The following is a 15,088-nucleotide window of genomic DNA, read 5'->3' on the forward strand; positions in this document are numbered from 1 at the left end:
GCCTTCGATCCTAACCGCCGGCCACCCGGCGCCCGGAGGTCGCCGCGGCTACGGGGCCGCCTCCACCGGCGCGGTGAACCGCTCCAGCACGCCGCGGGCCAGCAGATCGTCGATCTGGGCATCGTCGAGTCCGAGCAGTTCGGCGGCCAGCTCCCGGGTCTGCTCGCCCAGCAGCGGTGCCTGTCCCAGCGGCGGATCCGCGATGCGCTCGGAATGGATCTGCACGTTCTCCATCACGAACGGCGTGGTCCACAGCGGATGGAGTTCCTCGCGGAACGCGCGGCGGGCGACGTAGTAGTCCCAGCCGGGCAACTCGGCCGCGCGCAACGCCGCACCGGCGGGCACCCCGGCCCGCTGCAGCAGCGTCATCGCCTCGGTCGGGCTCCGGCCTGCGGTCCACTCGCCGACCGCGTCGTCGATGCGGGCGCGGTCCCGGGCGCGACCGGCCCGGGTGCTCAGCGCGTCGTCGGCGGCCAGGTCGGCGCGTCCGATCACCGAGCACAACGCCCGCCAGTCGTCGTTGTCACGTACGGTCACCGCGACCCACTGGTCGTCACCGGCGGATCCGAACACGCCCCACGGCGCGTCGTGGGTGGGCGGCAGCGGGGTGGCCACCACCTGTTCGGCGATCTCGGCGGCCAGGTGGCTGAGCATCACCTCCGACTGCGCGATGCTCACCGAACCACCGGTCCCACTGCGTTCGCGGCGCAGCAGCAGCGCCAGCGCGCCCAGCACACCGATCCGTGCCGACACATGATCGGGGTAGACGGTCACGGTGTCGCAGAAGGCTTTCCGGCGGGACTCTTGCTGTCCATCGGGGTACACCCACAGGTCGGTGAAGCCGGCCGCGGCACGGACCAGCGGGCCGTATCCCATCCGGGTGGCCCACGGGCCGGTCGGGCCGAATGCGGAGCTGTCCACCACGACGATGCCCGGGTTCACCGCCTTGAGCGTGTCGTGGTCCATGCCCAGCGTGGCGGCCACGCCGGGTTTGAAGTTGGTCAGCACCACGTCGGCCTCGGCGACCAGGCGGTGGGCCAGTGCGCGGCCTTCGGCCGAACGCAGGTCGATGCCGATGGAGCGCTTGTTGCGATGCCCGGCGGCGTAGGTCTGCGACACCGATGTCAGGTTGCCGCGCAGGCCGTCCGGGAACGCCGAGTTCTCGATCTTCACGACGTCGGCGCCGAGATCGCCGAACAACCGTCCGGTGTCCCCGCCCACCACGATCACGCCGAGGTCCAGCACCCGCAGGCCTTCCAGCGGAAGCCCCTCGTTGCGGCGGGGCCGGGCGGCCAGGATGGCCGCTGTGTCCGGGCGGGGCTGCGGGGCAACGGATTCGGTGAGCGTGCTGGCCCGGTGACCGTCGATCTCGGCGACACCCGCGGGCACCGGGACCGTCAGCCCGGGTTCGAGTTCGACCTCGCGCAGGAAGCCGCGCTCGCGGATCTGATCGGTACGCAGCGCCTCGGGCAGCGTCAGCACCGCGGCCGCCGGCACCCGGTACTGCTGTGCCTGGGCTTCCAGTTCGGCACGGGTCTTGTCCCGGAAGAACTTTGCGATCGCCGGCATCAGTGTCGGGGACAGGAAGCGTTCACGCAGCTTGTCGTACTTGGGGTCGGCGAATTCCTCGGGCCGGCCCATCCACTCGAACATGCCGTGCCACTGGCGTTTGGCCAGCAGGCAGATCCGGATGTAGCCGTCCGCGCACTTGATGATCGGGTAGCGCAACTGCTCGGCGATCCAGTTGCGCTCCTGCTTGCTGACCGCGACCCCGACCGAGGCGGTGCCGGCGCTGCCGTACGGCGGGTCCAGCGTCTGCATGGCGCCGTCGAGGACCGAGAAGTCGACGAGATCGCCTTCGCCGGTGCGTAACCGGTCCAGGAAGACGCTGACGACCATCACCGCGGCCTGTGCCGCCGCCACGGAGTAGGGGAGCTGGCGGGCCGGTGGTACCAGCGGCACCTGGCCGGGAATGCCGGACCGCGTCAGCTCACTGCTCAGCGCGTGCAGCACCGGGGCGGTGGCCTGCCATTCGCGGAAGTCGTTGTCGCGGCCGAAATCGCTGATGGACAGCACGACCAGACCCGGATGCTCGGCGCGGATACGCCGAACATCGAGTGCCGCTTCATTGACCGATCCCGGTCGGGTGTTCTCGATGAGAATGTCGGCGCCGGCCACCAGGGGCTGCCACTGTCCGGCGTCGGCGTCGACGTGTTCCAGCCCGCGCCGGTTGATGGCGGTGTCCAGCACATCGGGTGCCGGCGCGCCGGTGTCGTCGTTGACACCGGCGAGCCGTACCACGGTCACCTGCGCACCCAGATCGGCCAGCAGGCGACCGACGGCGGTCATCGGACCGGTGCTCAGATCCAGGATCCGGACACCGGAAAGCGGTGGGTCGTAATGTTTCGGGCTGCCCATGCTGCTCTAGTTCTTCCGGATCTCGCGGAACGGGATGTCGCGGTCGACCTCGGGTTCCTTGGGCAGCCCGAGCACCCGCTCGCCGATGATGTTGCGCTGGATCTGATCGGTGCCGCCGCCGATCGAGGTGAAGAACGCATTGAGCGTCAGGAAGTTCACCTCGTCGGCCTCGGCGTTGTCCGGTCCGGCCAGCAGCGCGTCGGCGCCGATGATGTCGGTCTTGAGCCGGGCCTCGGCGTGCAGGATGCCCGATGTCGCCAGCTTGCCCAGCGACATGACCGGGCTGGCGGTGCCCTGTTTGGCCTCGGCCTTGGCGCGGGCGTTGTTCAGGCTGTTCAGCTCTCGCAGCGCGAGCACATCGGCCAGCGACCTGCGGATTGCGGAGTCTTCCAGCTTGCCGTGCGCGCGAGCCATCTCGACCAGGCTGTTTCCGCGGGATTGCTTGCGGTGCAGGCTGGTTCCGGAACCCATGATGGAGCGTTCGTAGGCCAGCGCGGTCTGCAGCACCCGCCAGCCGTTGCCGACGCCGCCGACGACGTAGGCGTCGGGCACCTTGGCGTCGGTGATGAACACCTCGTTGAAATGCGAGTCGCCGGTGATCTGCACCAGCGGCCGGATCTCGATGCCCGGCTGCTTCATCGGCACGATGAAGAAGGTGATGCCCTTGTGCTTGGGCACATCCCAGTCGGTACGGGCGATCAGCAGCGCGTACTGGGAGGTCTGGGCGCCCGAGGTCCACACCTTCTGGCCGTTGATGATCCACTGGTCGCCGTCGCGCACCGCGGTGGTGCGCACGCCGGCCAGATCCGAACCGGCGCCGGGCTCGCTGTAGAGCAGGCAGGTGCGGGACTTCTCGGTCAGGAACTCGTGCAGCAGATCGGATTTGAGCTGCTCGGTGCCGAACGCCAGCGTGGTGTTGGCCGGGATGCTGAACTTGTCCTGGCAGGCGCCGGGGGCGCGGACCGCGCGGAACTCCTCGGCGATCACCTTGGCCAGCTTGTTCGGGTAGGCCCGGCCGTACCACTGCCTCGGGTAGGTGGGCGCGCCGTAGCCGGCCGCGACGACCTTGTCCAGCCAGGCGATCCGCTCGGGGGAGCTGACCCAGGGGTCATCGGACTTGGGCAGGGTGACGCCGGTCCAGTTCTGGGCCAGCCACTCGCGGACCTCGGTGCGCAGTTCCTCGGCGCTGGGCAGATTGTTGTCGCTCATGACTCAAGCGCCTTTCGAGAGCAGGTAGCGTTCGCGGTGCGACCCGGAATCGCCGAACAGTTGCAGGCCGCTACGCGCCCGGCGGACGTACAGGTGAGCGGGGTGCTCCCAGGTGAAGCCGATGCCGCCGTGCATCTGCACCGCCTGCATGGTGGTTTTCACATAGGCCTCGGCACAGGCGAATCCGGCCAGCGCGACCGCCCCGTCGCGGGCCTCGGCAGTGCTGTCGACGGCGGCGATCTGCGCCGCGGCGTTCTGGGCCGCCGAGGTGGCCGACTCGACCTCCAGCAGCAGATCGGCGGCCATGTGCTTGAGCGCCTGGAAGCTGCCGATCGCGCGGCCGAACTGGAAGCGGGTCTTGAGGTAGGAGATGGTGATGTCGAAGATGCGCCGGGTGCCACCGGCCTGCTCACCGGCCAGCGCGACGACCGCGAGGTCCAGCGCCTGCTGCACGGCTTCCCAGCCGGCGGTGCCCAGCCGCCGGGCCGGGGTGTCGGCGAAGGTGTAGGTCGACAGCGGCACGGTCGGGTCGAAAACCGTTACGGCCGTGCGCTGGAAGCCGGCCGCGTCCGCGGCGACCTCGAAGACACCGACCCCGTCGCCGGTGTCGGCGACGACCAGGATGACGTCGGCGACCTGGCCGTGGGTGACGAAGTGCGCGGCGCCGTTGAGGGTGCCGTCGGCGCCGGCGGTGACGTCGACGCCCTCGGCGGTCCAGGTGCCGCGGGCGCCGGTCACCGCGACGGTGCCGATCGAACTCCCGTCGGCCAGACCCGGCAGCAGGCGCTGCTTGTCCGCATCGGTGCCGGCCGCCTGGATCAGTGCGACGGTGAGCACCGCGCTGGAGATGAACGGGGCGGGCAGCAGCGCGGCACCGGTCTCCTCGGCGACGGACTCCAGTTCCAGCGGGCCGAATCCGAGGCCGCCGTGCTCGTCGCCGACGAGCATGCCGAGCACGCCCTGCTCGGCCAGCCGGCCCCACAGCTCCCGGTCGAAGCCATCCTCGGACTCCATGGCCTGCCGCACATCCTGCTCGGAACACTTCTCCTGCAGCAGGTCGCGGACCGCGGATCTCAACTCCGCTCGTTCGGCCACGCTGATCGTCATGCTCTACCGCCCTTCCTGGCTGTCGGGATCCCATGCTTCGTGGTGCGCGCGGCCGTGTAAATCACGGATGTCGACACCGACACGTTTCCGTTTGGGAAACGCTACCTCGGACCGGGTCCGGTGTGGCGTGGCCGCCGGCGCGGCGGCGTCGGTACCGTACTGACGTGACCCAACGCCGCTTGCTGCTCCTCAACGGCCCCAACCTGAATCTGCTCGGGACCCGCCAGCCGGAGATCTACGGGGCCACCACGCTGGCCCAGATCGAGCAGCAGGTGGCCGCGACGGCCGCCGAACACGGCCTTGACCTGCGCGCCGTCCAGAGCAACCACGAGGGCGCGCTGATCGACGCCATCCACGCCGCGCGGGCCGACTGTGCGGGCATCATCATCAACCCGGGCGGCTACAGCCACACCTCGGTGGCCATCCCCGATGCGCTGGCCGCGGTGGAGCTGCCGGTCGTCGAGGTGCATCTGAGCAACGTCCACCGCCGTGAGCCGTTCCGACATCACTCCTATGTGTCGGCGGTCGCCGAGGTGGTGATCGCGGGCGCGGGCCCGCTCGGCTACCGGTTCGCCGTGGCGCACCTGGCCGGTCGGCTGTCGTGATCCAGCCACCGATCGTCCGTTACGCAGGCTTCCTGGTCGCGGCCGAGGGAGTCGCGGCGCTGATCATGGCCGCCGTACTGCTGGTGCGGGCGGCCTTGGGCGCCGATCAGCGCATCGTCAGCGGCTGGGGCACGGCGCTCTGGTTCCTTCTGATCGGCGCGGGCGTGCTGGCCGGTGGCTGGGCGCTGATCACCGGCCGGCGTTGGGGCCGCGGGATCGCGGTGCCGACCAACCTGCTGTTGCTGCCGGTGGCCTGGTACGTCATCACCAGCCACCATGTGGTGTACGGGATCCTGGTCGGCCTGCTGGCACTGAGTGCGCTGAGCATGCTGCTGAGTCCGTCGGCGGTGCAGTGGATGGCGGGCCGGCATGAGCCCCCGGACGGCGCTCAGTCCAACTGAGGTTTGATCGTCTCGATCACCCACTGGGTGTAGTCGAGGTACTCCTCGACCCCGCTGACCGGCGGGGTCGGTACCGAGCTGACGGTCACCCCCTGAGCGCCGAGCCAGTTGAGCCGGTCCACGATCTCGGCCTCGCTCATCCCGGGCCGGGCGTGGGGATCCTTCTGGACCACATGTCCCTCGCCGACCCGGTTCGTCCCGAGGCCGTGCACCACGTCGAACGGCCGGCCGTCGTAGCCGTCCTGGGACTTGATGAAATCGATCCGTTCGGCGATCTGCTCGGGCGGGGTGAGGAAGCACCACCAGCCCGATGCGTACTTGGCCGCGCGGCGAAGGGCGGCGTCGGCGTCACCGCCGATCCAGATCGGAAGATGCGGTTTCTGCACGGGTTTCGGCTCGAAGCCCACGTTCTCGAAGGACACGTACTTGCCGGAGAAACTCGGGTCGTCGCTGGTCCATAGTTCTTTGATGGCGGCCAGGTACTCGTCGGCAATGCGGCCGCGTTCCCGAAAAGGCACGCCGAGCAGTTCGAATTCGCTCTGCAGCCAGCCGACACCGAAGGTCACCATCATCCGGCCGCTGCTCATCCAGTCCGCGGTGGCCAGCGCCTTGGCCATCACCACCGGATGCTGCAGGGGTAGCACGGTGATGCAGGAGTTCAGTCTGATGTTCTGGGTGGCGCCGGCCAGATAGGCCTGGGCCACCGTGGACTGCAGGTAGTGCGGACCGGAGAGTTCCAGGTGCTCGTTGGGGATGATGAAATGCTCGGGAATCGCGATCATGTCGTATCCCCACTCGTCGGCGCACCGCGCCATCCGGGTCTGGTCGGCGCCGGTCACGGTGCCCTCCCACGGCTGGCTGAGCGCCTTGAGTCGCATCATGTGGGGGAGGGGAAAGACAAGTTGCACGCTGAGGCTCCCGGTGGTCAAGCAGCACTGAGTGGATGGACGACTCTATGACCATAGAGTGCGTTCGCCGGTTGCGGACCGAAACCGCGATCTCGGGATCTGTCTACCCGGATCGCGCTAAACTCCTTGCCCACCATGCGAAATAGCCCGAACCCCGAGCAGCGTCGTCGAACCCTCTGTGACGTCGCGATTCGCCTACTGGCCGAGGGTGGACTCAAGAGTGCCACGCATCTGAAGGTGGACCGGGCGGCCGGGTTTCCCGACGGGACGACGTCGTTCTACTTCCGCACCAGTTCGGCGCTGCTGTGTGCGGTCGCCGAACGGGTCGCCGAGCTGGACCGCAAGGATCTGCGCGCGGCGACCAGGGATCCCGGCGACGCCGCCCGCGCGTCGGGACTGGCGACCCTGGTGGTCCGGTGTGGCAGCGGCGTCCGGCTGGTTCGGACCAAAGCGCGCAACGAGTTGGGGTTACAGGCCGCCCGGGACCCGGCTCTTGCCGAGGCGCTGCGCGGTTATACCGACGAGTTCTCCGCGCTCATCCGTGACGTTGTACTGCAGCTCCAGCCGCGTCGGCGTGGCGGCGAGTCGGCCTCGATCGACGCCCAGACCTATGCCGTCACGATGTTCATCGGCGGTGTCATGCTGGCCACGGTGACCGGTCATCGCGCCGCGCACACCGCGCACGAGCTGGACGTGCTCATCGCCGGCATCGTCCGTGGCCTCGGTAGCTGAACCCGTTATCCCCGAGCGAATTGGTCGTTGCCGGTCGGGTGTCGCGAAAGTGCGCCTAAACTTTCTCTATGACAGTAGAGTCGCAGTCAGTTCTCATCCACAAAATCCGATGTGGGCTAGCGAATCTCGTCAATCACCAACCAAAGGGGCTCTCCGTGACCAGCGTGCAGACCGAGACGGGCATACTCGCCGGCGAGCAGCGGATGCTCATCGACGGGGAACTGCAACCGGCCGCGAGCGGCGCGACGTTCGGGGTGGAGCACCCGGCCAACGAAACCGTGGTCGGCGATGTCGCCGACGGCAGCGTGCACGATATGGAACGCGCGGTCGGCGCGGCCAGACGCGCGTTCGACGAGACGGACTGGTCCCGCGACACCGATTTCCGATTCCACTGCCTCACCCAGCTGCACGAGGCGCTGCAGCGCAACCAGGAACGGCTGCGCCGGATCCTGGTCACCGAGGTCGGCTGCCCGATCTCGGTCACCGGAAGTCAGATCGAATCACCCATCGACGAGGTCCGGCACTGGGCCGAGTACGGCCGGGATTTCGACTATCTGGTGGACACCGGCCTGCACGACACCCCGCTCGGACCGGCACGGCGGAAGCTGCATCACGAGCCGCTGGGCGTGGTGGGGGCGATCACCCCGTGGAATGTGCCGTTCTATCTCAACATCGCCGAGACGATTCCGGCACTGATGGCCGGCAACACCGTGGTGCTCAAACCGGCGCAGCTGACCCCGTGGTCGGGAACCGAACTCGGTCGGATCATCGCGGAGGAAACCGACATCCCGGCAGGGGTTTTCAATGTCGTGACGTCGAACGCCAACGAGGTGGGTGCGGCCCTGTCCGCGGATCCCCGGGTCGACATGATCACCTTCACCGGTTCGACCGCCACCGGGCGGGCCATCCTGGCCGCCGGCGCGGCGACGGTGAAGAAGAACCTGTTGGAACTGGGCGGCAAGTCGGCGCACATCGTGCTCGACGACGCCGACCTCTCCGCGTGCCTACCGCTCGCGGCCATGATGGCGTGCGTGATGTCCGGGCAGAGTTGCATCCTGCCAAGCCGAATCCTGCTGCCCCGGTCCAGGTACGAGGACGGCCTGGCGATCCTGAAGGCGAGCATGGAGGGTTTCCCGATGGGCGACCCGTGGACACCGGGCGTCATGCAGGGCCCGCAGATCAGTGCGGCGCAGCGTTGCAAGGTGTTCGGCCTGATCGAGGCCGGGACGGACTCGGGGGCCCGGCTGGTGACAGGTGGCGGGATGCCCGAGAACCTCCCGGTGGGGTACTACGTCCAACCGACGCTGTTGGCCGACGTGGACCCGAATTCGGTTGTCGCCCAGGAGGAGATCTTCGGTCCCGTGCTCACGGTGACCCCTTACGACAGTGTCGACGAGGCCATCGCCATCGCCAACAACACCATCTACGGACTGTCCGGTGAGGTCAGCGGCGCCGATGTGGAGCGCGCCTTCTCGGTGGCGACCCGGATGCGTACCGGCAACGTCACGATCAACGGTAAGAGTCACTTCGGCATCGACAGCCCGTTCGGCGGCACGGGACAATCCGGACTGGGTTACCGCAACGGCGCACCGGGCTACCTGGAGTACCTGCACATCAAGACCATCGGGATGCCCGAGTGACCCGCCCGGCCATGTGCGGTTGTCCCATGATGTCGTCGAATCCGGAGGTAGCCAGATGAATACAGTCCCGCAGCTCGATGGCCGCAAGGTGCTCGTCACCGGCGCGGGTCAGGGGGTGGGCCGGGGGCTCGCGCTCGCCTTCGCCGGCGCCGGGGCGCACGTCCTGGTCAACGATCTTCGCGCCGAACGCTCCGAGCAGGTCGTCGAGGAGATCCGGGCCGCCGGTGGCGCCTCCTCGTCGGTCCCGTTCGACGTGACCGACTACGGCGCGGTCGCCGGGGCGGTCGCCGAGCACGGCGGGGTCGACATCCTGGTCAACAACGCGGGCAATGCCGGTGCCGACGGGTTCGGTGACCGGTCCCGTTTCGCGGACTCCGACCCGGCCGACTGGGACATGTTCCTGCGGGTCAATCTGTACGGCGTCCTGCACTGCACCCGGGCCGTGCTGCCGTCCATGATCGCCGGCAGGTGGGGGCGCGTCCTGACCATCGTGTCCGACGCCGCCCGCACCGGTGACGCCGGCGGCGCGGTGTACGGCGCAGCCAAGGCCGGGGCCGCCGGGCTCACGCGATCGCTGGCCATCGAGAACGGCCGGTTCAACATCACCGCCAACAACATCTCGCTGGGCACCATGCGGACCCCGCTGACCGAACCGTTGTGGGCCGAGCAGGCCGATTCCCCCCAGGCCAAGGCGATTCTGCAGAACTATGCGATTCGCCGGCCGGGTTTGCCCGAGGACGTCACCAATCTCGCGCTGCTGCTCGGCAGTGACCAGGGCGCGTGGATCACCGGTCAGACGATCTGCGTCAACGGCGGATATTCGTTCGCGCTCTGAGCCGTTCAGTCGGCGGCCGACGCCAGCGCACTGAGCTCGTCACCGGACACCCGGTAGGTGGTCCACTCGGTCTGCGGTTTTCCGCCGACCGCGTCATACAGCGCGATGGCGTCGACGTTCCAGTTCAGCACCGCCCAGCTCAGCCGCGTGTAGCCGCTGGCCACGCACTCGGCAGCCAACGCCGACAACAACTTCCGGGCCAGACCGCGCCGGCGGAAGGCCGGCCGCACGAACAGGTCTTCCAAGTAGATGCCGGCCACGCCGTCCCAGGTGGAGAAGTTGCGGAACCACACCGCGGTCGCGGCGGCCCGGCCGTCCACCTCCACCACATGCGCGAAGGCGATCGGCTGATCGGCGAACAGTGCGGCGCGCATCTGGGATTCGGTGACGGTGCACTCCTCGGAGGCCTTCTCGAAGGCGGCCAGCTCCTCGATCATCGCCACGATCTCGGCCTCGTCACCGGGCTGCGCCCGGCGGATCAACTCGGTGGAACTCATGTGGCCCCCAGCCCTGTCAGGATCGTGCGGAACTTCGTGGTCGTCTCGTCGACCTCGTCATCGGGATCGGATTCTGCGACTATCCCGCCGCCGGCATGGGCGAGCGCGCTGAGCCGGTCCGCGGCCAGCACCGCACACCGGATCGACACCACCCAGCGGCCGTCGCCGTGCGCATCGCACCAGCCGACCGCACCGGCGTAGAAACCGCGGTCGCCCTCCAGTTCGGTGATCAGCTCGGCGGCCAGATCGGTGGGCACGCCGCCGACCGCGGGTGTGGGGTGCAGCGTGAGCGCCAGGTCCAGGGCGGTGGTGTCCGGGGACCGCAGCCGCCCGCGGATCGGGGTGCTCAGATGCCAGAGCGCGTCGGTGCCGTGCAGTTCGGGCTCGGCGGCGATCTCCAGGTCCGCGCACAGCGGGTCCAGCGCCGCCCGCATCACCTCGACGACGAGGGCGTGCTCGTGGCGGTTCTTCTGCGATGCGGCCAAGCCGGCCGCGTTGGCGGCATCGGTCGTCGGATCGGCCGAGCGCGGCGCCGAACCCGCGAACGGCTGGCAGACCACAGTGTCTCCCACGCGGGCGACCAGCAGTTCCGGGCTGGCCCCCACCAGCACCCGGTCGGTGTACTCGGGACCGGCCGGGGACAGATCGGCCAGGTACACCGTCGCCGCGGGATCCGCGCCGGCCAGTCGGCGCAGGACCGCTCGCGGGTCCCACGCGGCGTCGGCGGTCAATCGCAGCGCGCGGGCCAGCACCACCTTGTCCAGCGGCGATCCGGGGGCGCGCAGTCGTCGGACCGCCTCGGCCACCCGTTCCCGGTGCACCGCCCCGGCCGGCAGGGTCTCGCGGTGCAGGATCGCCGGTGGTGCAGTGTCCGGCCAGTCGGGCAGTCCGGCACCGCGGCGGACCGCGCCGGGCCGGTGCAGGGCCGCCGGACGGTCGAGATCAAAGGGCAACGCGCCCAACACCACCGGCGCGGCACCGGTGCGCAGGGCGTGCTGGGCGGCGGCCACCTCGGAGAAGCCGGTGGCGACACCGTCGGCCAGCAGCGTGCCCGACGGTCCGGACAGGACGAACGAGGGCGTCACGCCGGCGGAAGACATGGGTTGGTGTGCCCGGTCAGCCCGAGCGCGCTGAACTGGGGGATGCCCTTCTCGAACCCGCACACCGCGATGGACGCGGCCGCCATCGAGAACCGGACACCCTCGGACACCGGTAGTTCGATCCACCGGCTCAGGACGGAGCGGGAGAAGTGCCCGTGCCCGACGAAAACCACATCCCGGGAAGCCATGTGTTCCAGGGCCAGGGCGATGGCCGCATCCGCGCGGTCGGACACCTGGGCGGCCGTCTCGCCACCCGGGCATCCGTGGGTCCACACCGTCCAGCCCGGCACGGTCTCGCGGATCTGGGGTGTGGTCAGCCCCTCGTAGTCGCCGTAATCCCACTCGGCGAGCAGCGGTGACACCTCGTCGACCGTCAACCCGGCGAGTTCCGCGGTGACCAGCGCGCGTTTGCGCGGGCTGCTGATCACCAGGGGAGTGCGCAATTGCAGATCGCCGAGCGCACCGGCGGCCAGGGTGGCCTGCTCCCGACCGATGTCGAGCAGTTCGATGTCGGTGCGGCCGGTGTGCCTGCCGAGACGTGACCACTCGGTTTCACCGTGCCGCAGCAGCAGCAGCCGATGCTGGTGGACGCTCACCCGGGCGATTCTGCCGCACAGGGCAGCCATCCGCCGCATCCACGTGTCAGGATGGCCATGTGACGCGAGTACTAGCGGTCGCCAATCAAAAGGGTGGGGTCGCCAAGACGACGACGGTGGCGTCGATCGGCGCGGCGATGGCGGAGAAGGGTCGGCGGGTGCTGCTCGTCGACCTCGACCCGCAGGGGTGTCTGACGTTCTCCCTGGGCCAGGATCCCGACAAGTTGGCGGTATCGGTGCACGAGGTGCTGCTCGGCGATGTGGAGCCGAGCGCCGCCCTGATCCAGACGGTGGAGGGGATGACCCTGCTGCCGGCCAACATCGATCTGGCCGGTGCGGAGGCGATGCTGCTGATGCGGGCCGGGCGCGAGTACGCGCTGAAGCGCGCCCTGGCGAAGCTGACGGACGACTTCGACGTGGTGATCATCGACTGTCCGCCCTCTCTGGGTGTGCTGACGCTCAACGGCCTGACCGCGGCGCAGGAGGTCATCGTGCCGCTGCAGTGCGAGACGCTGGCCCATCGCGGTGTGGGGCAGTTCCTGCGGACCATCAACGACGTCCAGCAGATCACCAACTCTGATCTCAAGCTGCTCGGTGCCCTGCCCACGCTGTATGACGCGCGCACCACCCACAGCCGCGATGTGCTGCTCGACGTCGCCGACCGTTACGACCTGCCGGTGCTGGCACCGCCCATCCCGCGGACGGTGCGGTTCGCCGAGGCCAGTGCGTCCGGTTCGTCGGTGCTGGCCGGCCGGAAGAACAAGGGCGCCAACGCATATCGAGAACTCGCCGAGTCGCTGATGAAGCACTGGAAGACCGGCCGGGCGCTGGCCACCTTCACCCCCGAGATCTGATTCGACGAGCCTGTCGTAGGTGTCACCTACGATCGCGTCATGGCCGGCTCGAAATGGCGGGCGCATCCGGTGGCGGTCGGGATCTGCGCTCTCGCTGCGGTGCTGCTGATCGCCGCACTGTCCGCAGGTTCTTGGCTGCTGGGTCTGCTCGGCGTCGCCGCGGGTGCGGTCGCGATGTTCGGTCTCCGGGCCCCGGCGCGACGTCAGGTCGATCCCGAGCCCCTGGAGTTGCCCGCCACCCTGCATGCTTCGCTGGCGCGGATGGCGCGACAGATCCGGCCCGCGCCGGATTCGGTCTTCGCCACGCCGGCACCGGAGATCGCCAGGTTGGAAGTGACACCGGAGGGGCTGACCACCCTGCTGCAGCAGCGGCCGCCGGCCTGGCCGTGGGCGTTGTTCGCCTCGGTACTGGTTCAGCGCCGCAATGCGGTCCAGCCCCGGCTGCGCTACTGCGTCTCCGGACATCACCCGCGCCCGGGTGAACCGGTCGGGCGCGGTGAATATGCCCGGCTCGTGGGCCAGGTCCTCGAAGAGATCGGGGACCTGGCCGCGAAACTCGAAGGGTTCATGCTCAGCCCCGGCTTCGTCGGCGCATTCGGCGACGTCGATGCCGCCGACCGGACCGCGGATGCCGAGGCGATCACCGACAATGCCCACCGCCTGATGGACTACCACGAGAAGTTCCTCGACTGCGCGGAGCGCTGTCTGCGCACGCCGGTGGGTACCGAGAGCCTGGTGTTCGTACAGGACGCCGGCGCCGTGGCACTGTGTCCGCTGGCCGGGTACGAGGAGTTCATCGCCACCATGTGCACGCGCGTCGAGGAGATGCGCGATCTGCTGCCCTACGCCGCGGGGAGGCCGATCGCGCTCGAGACCGCGACGCTGTCGATGGATTTACCCGACGGGCTGATACGGCGGGTAGGGGAGCACATCGAGAACTCGTTCCCGTGATCGGCGGGTGTCAGCCCAGCGCAACGACCGTGTCGCCGCGCTGCTCGATCACGGTGGAACCGGCCACGGCGGGCACCACGGCGGTGCTCTGGGCGGGCCGGTCGAGGTCGATATGCCTGATGCCCCTGCCGGTTTTGACGTCGAACACGTCGTAGCCGTCGGTCACCGGAACCAGTAGTTCGCCGGCCATCACGGTGGCCGGGCCGACCGGCGCGCCGTTCGGCGCCGGAGCGACGGTGTACTTGTAGTGCAGGCCGCTGGAGTCGAAGACCAGCACCGAATCCCCGGTCCACCAGGTGGTCACGTCACCGGCGCGCGTCATCGTCGCGTGCTCGGAGGGGGCGGTGTCCAGCCGGGTGCTGGCGGTGACGGTGCCGGTGCCGGTGTCGTCGACGATGTTGACCACCGGGTGCGGTGAGGGCAGATACACCGCGGTGGTGGTGTCCGAGACCGCGATGACGCGGGCGTCGGCGTCGGACGAAACACCGGGCTGCTGTTCGTATTTGACTTCGGGAACGTCTTCTTCGTCGGACACCCGCAACAGCGTGAGTCGCATCTCGGACTGCTGCGGGCAGGACTCCATCACCGACACCGCGGCCGAACTGGCCGCCGCGGACACCAGCCGGCACAGCGGCGACTGCGGCACATCGGGCTTGACCCGGGCATCGAGTGCGCCCCAGCTGAGCATCCGGACCATGTCCGACCGCCACAACTCCAGACGGCTGTCCCCGGCCGAGAGCACCGTGCTGCCGTCGGTGGACAGCCGCACCTCCGGGTCGGCGTAGCCGGTGCGGGCCGGGCCGCGTTTACCGGTACCGGCATCGATTGTGCTGACCTGGCCGCAGCCCCGGGCATCGGGGTAGACCGCCACGGCGTACTGGTACACCGAGGTCACCCCGCACAGCTCGAGATCCCGGCTGTAGCTCCACAGTTCGGCACCGGTGACCGGGTCGCGCCCGATGACGGTGCCGCCGTCGCCGGTCACCACCGCCCCGGATACCACCAGTGGCGCCGTGGTTTTGGCGCTGTTCGCCGACCAGAGTTGCTTGAGGCCGGTCGGCACCTGGGGCGCCGGGGTCAGGCTCGGCACCGGTTCGGCGGCCGGCTTGCTGATGGTCGCCCGGGCGTCGCTGGTCCACCAGATCAGCGCCGCGGTCACCGCGACCACGAGCGCGATCACCCCGGCCGCAATCAGATCGCCGCGCGTGCGGCGTTCCGGTTGAACCATCGCTGCG

At 69.2% G+C, this 15,088-nt stretch carries 15 protein-coding genes; 7 read left to right on the plus strand and 8 right to left on the minus strand.

The genetic code is table 11. The annotated features are described in order from the left end of the window. Nucleotides 1-48: 48 nt before the first annotated feature. Genes K0O62_RS08190 through K0O62_RS08200 form a run of 3 tightly spaced genes read right to left on the minus strand, consistent with a single transcriptional unit; the run spans nucleotide 49 to nucleotide 4,734 of the window. Complete coding sequence (locus K0O62_RS08190; protein WP_073857757.1) at nucleotides 49-2,418, minus strand: CaiB/BaiF CoA-transferase family protein; 2,370 nt, start codon at nucleotides 2,416-2,418, stop codon at nucleotides 49-51. Between the two features lie 6 nt (nucleotides 2,419-2,424). Beyond that, nucleotides 2,425-3,627: an acyl-CoA dehydrogenase family protein gene (locus tag K0O62_RS08195; RefSeq protein ID WP_073857759.1), complete on the minus strand. Its 1,203-nt coding sequence runs from the start codon at nucleotides 3,625-3,627 to the stop codon at nucleotides 2,425-2,427. 3 nt (nucleotides 3,628-3,630) lie between these two features. Beyond that, complete coding sequence (locus K0O62_RS08200) at nucleotides 3,631-4,734, minus strand: acyl-CoA dehydrogenase family protein (protein WP_073857761.1); 1,104 nt, start codon at nucleotides 4,732-4,734, stop codon at nucleotides 3,631-3,633. A 164-nt stretch (nucleotides 4,735-4,898) separates the two neighbouring features. Between K0O62_RS08200 and aroQ the strand changes: the two genes are divergently transcribed. Beyond that, the gene (aroQ, locus tag K0O62_RS08205) at nucleotides 4,899-5,339 is read left to right on the plus strand and encodes a type II 3-dehydroquinate dehydratase (RefSeq protein WP_073857763.1); all 441 of its coding nucleotides are present in this window, start codon (nucleotides 4,899-4,901) and stop codon (nucleotides 5,337-5,339) included. Continuing rightward, nucleotides 5,336-5,740, plus strand: coding sequence for a hypothetical protein (locus K0O62_RS08210; protein WP_073857764.1), 405 nt, complete (start codon nucleotides 5,336-5,338; stop codon nucleotides 5,738-5,740). Before aroQ ends, K0O62_RS08210 begins: the two co-directional genes overlap by 4 nt. On the opposite strand, the gene K0O62_RS08215 is transcribed toward K0O62_RS08210, so the two are convergent. Next, nucleotides 5,728-6,648, minus strand: coding sequence for a TIGR03619 family F420-dependent LLM class oxidoreductase (locus K0O62_RS08215; RefSeq protein ID WP_073857765.1), 921 nt, complete (start codon nucleotides 6,646-6,648; stop codon nucleotides 5,728-5,730). The genes K0O62_RS08210 and K0O62_RS08215 overlap by 13 nt on opposite strands. Before the next feature lie 135 nt (nucleotides 6,649-6,783). On the opposite strand from K0O62_RS08215, the gene K0O62_RS08220 reads away from it, so the two are divergent. The 3 genes from K0O62_RS08220 to K0O62_RS08230 all read left to right on the plus strand — a co-directional run bounded on the left by K0O62_RS08220 (nucleotide 6,784) and on the right by K0O62_RS08230 (nucleotide 9,855). Then, nucleotides 6,784-7,380 carry a TetR/AcrR family transcriptional regulator gene (locus K0O62_RS08220; RefSeq protein ID WP_073857766.1) on the plus strand — a complete coding sequence of 199 codons (597 nt, stop codon included), beginning with the start codon at nucleotides 6,784-6,786 and terminating at the stop codon, nucleotides 7,378-7,380. Nucleotides 7,381-7,535: 155 nt separating this feature from the next. Next, on the plus strand, nucleotides 7,536-9,020 hold the full coding sequence (locus K0O62_RS08225) for an aldehyde dehydrogenase family protein (protein WP_073857767.1): 1,485 nt from the start codon (nucleotides 7,536-7,538) through the stop codon (nucleotides 9,018-9,020). A gap of 55 nt (nucleotides 9,021-9,075) precedes the next feature. After that, nucleotides 9,076-9,855 (plus strand): SDR family NAD(P)-dependent oxidoreductase, encoded by a 780-nt coding sequence (locus K0O62_RS08230; RefSeq protein ID WP_073857769.1) that lies wholly within the window; start codon nucleotides 9,076-9,078, stop codon nucleotides 9,853-9,855. A 5-nt stretch (nucleotides 9,856-9,860) separates the two neighbouring features. Here the strand turns inward: K0O62_RS08230 and K0O62_RS08235 are convergent, their stop codons facing one another. Genes K0O62_RS08235 through K0O62_RS08245 form a run of 3 tightly spaced genes read right to left on the minus strand, consistent with a single transcriptional unit; the run spans nucleotide 9,861 to nucleotide 12,048 of the window. Continuing rightward, entirely contained in the window at nucleotides 9,861-10,352 is a 492-nt protein-coding gene (locus tag K0O62_RS08235) for a GNAT family N-acetyltransferase (RefSeq protein ID WP_073857771.1), read from the minus strand. After that, the gene (locus K0O62_RS08240; RefSeq protein ID WP_073857773.1) at nucleotides 10,349-11,452 is read right to left on the minus strand and encodes an isochorismate synthase; all 1,104 of its coding nucleotides are present in this window, start codon (nucleotides 11,450-11,452) and stop codon (nucleotides 10,349-10,351) included. The genes K0O62_RS08235 and K0O62_RS08240 overlap by 4 nt, the downstream gene beginning before the upstream one ends. Continuing rightward, nucleotides 11,434-12,048: an acid phosphatase gene (locus tag K0O62_RS08245; RefSeq protein WP_073857900.1), complete on the minus strand. Its 615-nt coding sequence runs from the start codon at nucleotides 12,046-12,048 to the stop codon at nucleotides 11,434-11,436. The genes K0O62_RS08240 and K0O62_RS08245 overlap by 19 nt, the downstream gene beginning before the upstream one ends. A 59-nt stretch (nucleotides 12,049-12,107) precedes the next feature. Here K0O62_RS08245 and K0O62_RS08250 point away from each other — a divergent pair, with 59 nt between their 5' ends. Further along, nucleotides 12,108-12,902 (plus strand): ParA family protein, encoded by a 795-nt coding sequence (locus K0O62_RS08250; protein ID WP_073857775.1) that lies wholly within the window; start codon nucleotides 12,108-12,110, stop codon nucleotides 12,900-12,902. A gap of 39 nt (nucleotides 12,903-12,941) precedes the next feature. Then, the gene (locus K0O62_RS08255) at nucleotides 12,942-13,853 is read left to right on the plus strand and encodes a hypothetical protein (RefSeq protein ID WP_073857777.1); all 912 of its coding nucleotides are present in this window, start codon (nucleotides 12,942-12,944) and stop codon (nucleotides 13,851-13,853) included. 10 nt (nucleotides 13,854-13,863) lie between these two features. Here K0O62_RS08255 and K0O62_RS08260 read toward each other — a convergent pair whose 3' ends face one another. Then, a complete protein-coding gene (locus tag K0O62_RS08260) occupies nucleotides 13,864-15,081 on the minus strand; it encodes an Rv3212 family protein (RefSeq protein WP_220045499.1) in 1,218 nt (405 codons plus the stop codon). Nucleotides 15,082-15,088 lie beyond the last annotated feature (7 nt).

Origin of the sequence: Mycolicibacterium diernhoferi (genome assembly GCF_019456655.1) — a bacterium.
In the GTDB taxonomy this organism is placed as follows: Bacteria; Actinomycetota; Actinomycetes; order Mycobacteriales; family Mycobacteriaceae; genus Mycobacterium; species Mycobacterium diernhoferi.

What these genes read in the sequence shown, in the direction of transcription:
- K0O62_RS08200 (WP_073857761.1), bottom strand. Translation starts at nt 4,734, where the DNA reads ATGACGATCAGCGTGGCCGAACGAGCGGAGTTGAGATCCGCGGTCCGC.
- K0O62_RS08235 (WP_073857771.1), bottom strand. Translation starts at nt 10,352, where the DNA reads ATGAGTTCCACCGAGTTGATCCGCCGGGCGCAGCCCGGTGACGAGGCC.
- K0O62_RS08230 (WP_073857769.1), top strand. Translation starts at nt 9,076, where the DNA reads ATGAATACAGTCCCGCAGCTCGATGGCCGCAAGGTGCTCGTCACCGGC.
- K0O62_RS08260 (WP_220045499.1), bottom strand. Translation starts at nt 15,081, where the DNA reads ATGGTTCAACCGGAACGCCGCACGCGCGGCGATCTGATTGCGGCCGGG.
- K0O62_RS08240 (WP_073857773.1), bottom strand. Translation starts at nt 11,452, where the DNA reads ATGTCTTCCGCCGGCGTGACGCCCTCGTTCGTCCTGTCCGGACCGTCG.
- K0O62_RS08195 (WP_073857759.1), bottom strand. Translation starts at nt 3,627, where the DNA reads ATGAGCGACAACAATCTGCCCAGCGCCGAGGAACTGCGCACCGAGGTC.
- K0O62_RS08255 (WP_073857777.1), top strand. Translation starts at nt 12,942, where the DNA reads ATGGCCGGCTCGAAATGGCGGGCGCATCCGGTGGCGGTCGGGATCTGC.
- K0O62_RS08220 (WP_073857766.1), top strand. Translation starts at nt 6,784, where the DNA reads ATGCGAAATAGCCCGAACCCCGAGCAGCGTCGTCGAACCCTCTGTGAC.
- K0O62_RS08190 (WP_073857757.1), bottom strand. Translation starts at nt 2,418, where the DNA reads ATGGGCAGCCCGAAACATTACGACCCACCGCTTTCCGGTGTCCGGATC.